Source organism: Mycobacterium sp., from assembly GCF_040398885.1.
GTDB lineage: Bacteria > Actinomycetota > Actinomycetes > Mycobacteriales > Mycobacteriaceae > Mycobacterium.
In genome coordinates, this window is sequence record NZ_JBBATF010000184.1 from 1 (window position 1) to 4946 (window position 4946).

6 protein-coding genes are annotated in these 4946 nt (G+C 68.1%); all 6 read right to left on the reverse strand.

Going from position 1 to position 4946, the window contains the following annotated elements; translation table 11 throughout:
• Positions 1 to 65 precede the first annotated feature (65 nt).
• Entirely contained in the window at positions 66 to 830 is a 765-nt protein-coding gene (locus tag ADBZ5U_RS14135; RefSeq protein WP_526811227.1) for an MspA family porin, read from the reverse strand.
• Between the two features lie 2 nt (positions 831 to 832).
• Positions 833 to 1645: an MspA family porin gene (locus ADBZ5U_RS14140; protein WP_526811229.1), complete on the reverse strand. Its 813-nt coding sequence runs from the start codon at positions 1643 to 1645 to the stop codon at positions 833 to 835.
• A 154-nt stretch (positions 1646 to 1799) separates the two neighbouring features.
• Positions 1800 to 2624, reverse strand: a complete 825-nt coding sequence (locus tag ADBZ5U_RS14145; RefSeq protein WP_526811231.1) for a crotonase/enoyl-CoA hydratase family protein — start codon at positions 2622 to 2624, stop codon at positions 1800 to 1802.
• Positions 2625 to 2647: 23 nt separating this feature from the next.
• A complete protein-coding gene (gene epsC, locus ADBZ5U_RS14150; protein ID WP_526811233.1) occupies positions 2648 to 3232 on the reverse strand; it encodes a serine O-acetyltransferase EpsC in 585 nt (194 codons plus the stop codon).
• Positions 3229 to 4164, reverse strand: coding sequence for a cysteine synthase A (gene cysK / locus ADBZ5U_RS14155; protein WP_526811234.1), 936 nt, complete (start codon positions 4162 to 4164; stop codon positions 3229 to 3231). Before cysK ends, epsC begins: the two co-directional genes overlap by 4 nt.
• Positions 4165 to 4227: 63 nt before the next feature.
• Positions 4228 to 4946: pyridoxal phosphate-dependent aminotransferase (locus ADBZ5U_RS14160; protein ID WP_526811236.1), on the reverse strand; the 719-nt coding region annotated here is incomplete at its 5' end.

Sequence of the window (4946 nt, forward strand, 5' to 3'; positions counted from 1 at the left end):
AGCAACAGCGCGGTCGCTGCAGGCAGCGCCGCGAGTCTTGACATGGCTCCCAATATCCTCACCCCTCAGACTCGTTTGGTGGCGCCGTACCAGGCCAGGACCGTGTTGCGTTTCTCGGTGGACCTGACCATGACGGCGTAGGAGCGGATGAACGACTCGCCCACGCAGCCGTCGATCTTGACCCGGAAATTGCGGACCGTCACGCGTGGCGCACTGCCCTGAAACGGGTGCTTGGTCACCGGGACGGTGTTGACGAGTCCGGGTTTGAGGGCGACGACGGCGCTACCGCCGAATGAGATTCCGCCGTTGATGGGGAATGAAACGGCCCCGAGTCCAAAGACCGCCCCGATGGACGCGAAAGGGCCGACGTTGCCGCCGATCGTAACTCCCGGGCCGGAGTTCATGTCGATACCGCAGCCGATCTGATAACCCGCTTCGAGGACTCCCTTGGAAGGCCCCTCGGCACCGGTGATCGTTCCACGGAACACACCCCCGACGTCATACTCCCGGGATGAGATAGCGGTGGTCAACGGATGGACCGGTATCTGGATCTCGTCCCCGCCCGAGACCGTCAGCGTCACGCCGTCGTCCCCTGTCTCGGTCGCGGGCGGGTTCGAAACCACTTTTCCGTCGATGACCGGGGGGGCGGCGCCGACCGGAGGGGGCGCGGCCGGGTTGGCGGGAGCGGGACCCACCGCCGCAACTGCCGGCGCCACCGCTGTCCCGTCCGGGTTGGCGGGGACGGGGTCGGCCGAGGAGGACACGGCGGGCGCGGCCAACGCCGCGACCGCCGCCAGTGCCGCGGCGTTCAGGACGAAGGATCTGCGCATTATCAGACCGCTTTCGTGATGCCGTACCAGGCGATGATGTCCTCGACCTGGCCACCTGAGTTGGCCAGGACCGCATAGGAGCGGATGAACGACTCGCCCACGCAGCCGTCGATCTTGACTCGGAAGCCGGCGATCTCCACCGCGGGAGCGGCGCCCTTGTAGCTCTTCTTGGTCACCGGGACGGTGTTGATGATGCCCGGTTTGAGGTTGACGGCGATTTGCCCGCTGACTCCGCCGCCGGCGCCGAGGACGGCGATCGCCGGCGGGAGGGCGGGAATAGACGGTAACGGCGGCGGCAACGTGATCGGCAAGCCCAGGATGGGGTTCAGAACGCCTGTGCCTAAGACGTCGAGGGTCGTACCCCCGTAAACGTTGCCGCCTATCAGTACACCGCCACTGGTGGCCATGTCGATGCCGCAGCCGATCTGGTAGCCGACCTCGAAGACGCCCTCGGGCGGGGTTTTCGCGCCGGCGATCGATCCGGTGAACAGTCCGCCGACGCGGTACTCGCGGGTGGAGATCGCGGTGGTCAGCGGCGGCACTGTTTCCATGGTCTCGTTGCTGGAAGAGATCGTCAGCGTGACGCCGTCCATCGTGCTCGTCGCGGGCGGACTGGAGGGCATTCGGCCGTCGTCGACCGGTGGGGGGACGGCGCCGGCCGGCGGGGGGGCGGCCGGGCCCGGGGATCCCGGGACCGCCGCCGCCACGGGCGTCACCGGGTCCGCGGGACCCGGATCGGCCGACCCCGATACCGCCGAGCACAGCAACACGCCGACCGCTGCCGGCAGCGACGCGAGTCTGAACAGAGCCCTCAAAATCTCACCCCTAGTAATGTTCACTCCGAACACGTTTTTGCGAAGCTACACGGGTCGCAAGCAGAAGATACCGATTCGGTCAATTTTTTGTTGCAGTCCCACGTGTCGGCAAAGCGTTTTGTTCCAGTCCCCTGTGTCGGCGAGAGTTTTCGTCCTAATCCCCGGTGAAGTTCGGCCGGCGCTTCTCGAACATCGCGGTGACGGCTTCCTTGAGGTCCCGCGAGGGCAGGAACGCCGAGTTCCACGCCGCGACGTACCGAAGGCTCGCCGCCACGTCGTCGGTGCGCTGCTCGTCGAGAACGTCCTTGATGCCACGCACCGTCAGCGGCGAGTTCGCCGCGATCTCGGCGGCGGTGGCGTGTGCGGCGGCCAGCGCGGCTCCGGCGTCGGCAAAAACTTCGTTGACCAGCCCGATCTTCTCGGCCCGGGCGGCGTCGATGTCCTTGCCGGTCAGCGCCAACTCGCGCAGGTGGCCGTCGGAAAGGATGTAGGGCAGTCGGGCCAGGCTGCCGACGTCGGCCACGATGGCCAACTTGACCTCGCGGACCGAGAACTTGGCGTCGGCGCTGGCGTAGCGGATGTCCACCGCGCTGATCAGGTCCACCCCACCGCCGATGCACCAACCGTGGATCGCGGCGATGGTCGGTGTACGGCAGTCGGCCACCGCGGTGATGGAGTCCTGCAGACGCCTGACCTCGGCGTGGAACGTCGATCGCGGGCGGGCGGAGGCTTCCTTGCCGCCGTCCACCGACGGCAGTGTGCTGCCCATCGCCAGCAGGTCCAGTCCGTAGCAGAAGTTCCCGCCCGACCCGTTGAGCACGATGGCGCGCACCTCGGGGTCGGCGTCGAGTTCGCCGAACACCACCGGGATCTCGTTCCAGAACGCCGGACCCATGGCGTTGCCCTTGCCCGGCCCCAGCAGGGTGACCTGAGCGACGTTGTCCTTGATCTCGACGGCGAGGGATTCGTAGGTACTCACGGCCACAAAATTACTGGCCGAGGTCAGATGTACATCGCCGGGTCGATGTAGCAGGTCGGGTCCACCAGTGGCTCGTGCTGTCCGCCGGTGCGGGGCCGAACCACCGCGGGAATCCCGGTCGCGATCGACGCAGGCGGGACATCATGGGTCACAACGGCATTGGCGCCGACAGCGCTGTCGTCGCCGATGGTGACCGGGCCCAGGACCTTGGCTCCCGCGCCGATGCTGACGCGGTTGCCGACGGTGGGGTGGCGCTTGCCGTGTTCCAGTGAACGGCCGCCCAGGGTGACCCCGTGATAGAGCATCACGTCGTCGCCGATCTCGGCCGTCTCCCCGATCACCACTCCCATGCCGTGGTCGATGAAGAACCGCCGCCCGATGGTGGCGCCCGGGTGGATCTCGATGCCGGTCAGGAACCGGGTGAACTGACTGAGGATCCGGGCCGCGCCGCGCAGTGCCGGCACCGCCCACATGCGGTGGGCGATCCGGTGCGACCAGATCGCGTGCAGGCCGGAGTAGACCAGGGCGTTCTCGACCTCCCCGCGGGCGGCGGGGTCGTGGGAACGGGCGTTGCGCAGGTCCTCGCGCACCGTGGCAAGCAGCGTCATTCGCGGATGTCGTCGAACAGGACCGTTGAGATGTAGCGCTCGCCGTAGTCGCAGACGATCGCGACGATGAGCTTGCCGGCGTTCTCCGGGCGCCTGGCCAGTTCCAATGCGGCCCAGACGATCGCCCCCGAGGAGATGCCGCCGAGGATGCCCTCCTCGGTGCCCAGGTCGCGGGCCACCCGCACGGAGTCGTCGAGTTCGACGTCGATGATCTCGTCGTAGCTTTCCCGGTCCAGGACTTCGGGGACGAAGTTGGCGCCGATGCCCTGGATCTTGTGCGGCCCGGCCTTGCCCTCGGTGAGCAGCGGGGAGTCCTTGGGTTCCACCCCGACGATCTGAACCGACGGCTTGCGGGACTTCAGCACCCGGCTGACCCCGGTGATGGTGCCTCCGGTGCCGATGCCGGCCACGAAGATGTCGACCTTGCCGTCGGTGTCGGCCCACACCTCCTCGGCGGTGGTCTGCTCGTGGATCGCCGGGTTGGCCGGGTTGGCGAACTGGTTGGCGGCGATCGCGTTGGGTGTCTCGGCGATGATCTGCTTGGCCCGGGCCACCGCCCCGGCCATCCCCTCCGAACCTGGCGTGAGCACGATCTCGGCGCCGTAGGCGCGCAGCATCACCCGGCGCTCGGTGGACATGGTCTCCGGCATGGTCAGGATGACTTTGTATCCGCGGGCGGCGCCGACCATCGCCAGGGCGATGCCGGTGTTGCCGCTGGTGGCCTCGACGATGGTCCCGCCGGGGGAGAGTTCGCCGGAGCGTTCGGCGGCGTCGATGATCGCCGCGCCGATGCGGTCCTTGACGCTGTTGGCCGGGTTGTAGAACTCGAGTTTCGCCACCACCGTGGCGTCGAGTCCCTCCGTCAGCCGGTTGAGCCGGACCAGCGGGGTGCGGCCGACCAACTCGCTGACGTTGGCATAAATCCTGCCCACGGCTCGATCCCTCCTGACGGGTGTTGCTGGCTTCCACGCTAATCGTTGCGGCCGCCGGGCCGCTCAGCGGCGTGTCCAGGCTGCCGCGAAGGTCAGGAACGCGTCGTTCTCGTCGGGCGCCCCGATGCTGACCCGGGCCCCTTCGTCGCCGTAGGGGCGGACCAGCACCCGGGCCTGTTCGGCGGCCTGGGCGGCGAAGTCGGCGGTCTGCGCGCCCAGGGGCAGCCAGACGAAGTTGGCCTGCGAGGCGGGCACCTGGTAGCCCAGTTCTGTCAGTGTGGCGCTGACCCGGCGTCGTTCCTGCACGACGGCCTCCGTGCGGTCCAGCAGTTCGTCGGCGGCCTGAATCGAGGCGATCGCCGCCGCCTGGGAGATGCTGCTGGCGGTGAACGGCACGTAGACCTTGCCGAGTGCGGTGATCACCTCCGGGTCGCCGACGGCGTAGCCGACCCGCAGCCCGGCCAGCCCGTAGGCCTTGGAAAAGGTGCGCAGCACAACGACATTGGGGTAGTCGCGGGCCAGACCGAGGCTGTCCGGCAGCAGGCCGTCGCGGATGTACTCCACGTAGGCCTCGTCGATGACGACCAGGATGTCCGCCGGTACGGCGGCCACGAATCGGGCGAGTTCGTCGGGGTCGACGACGGTGGAGGTCGGGTTGTTGGGGTTGCAGACGAAGATCAGCCGGGTGCGGTCGGTGATCGCCGCGGCCATCGCGTCCAGGTCGAAGGTGTGATCGCGAAGCGGCACCTGCACCGGGGTGGCGCCGGCCACCCGCACCTGCA

What these genes read in the sequence shown, in the direction of transcription:
- ADBZ5U_RS14135 (WP_526811227.1), bottom strand. Translation starts at nt 830, where the DNA reads ATGCGCAGATCCTTCGTCCTGAACGCCGCGGCACTGGCGGCGGTCGCG.
- epsC (WP_526811233.1), bottom strand. Translation starts at nt 3,232, where the DNA reads ATGACGCTGCTTGCCACGGTGCGCGAGGACCTGCGCAACGCCCGTTCC.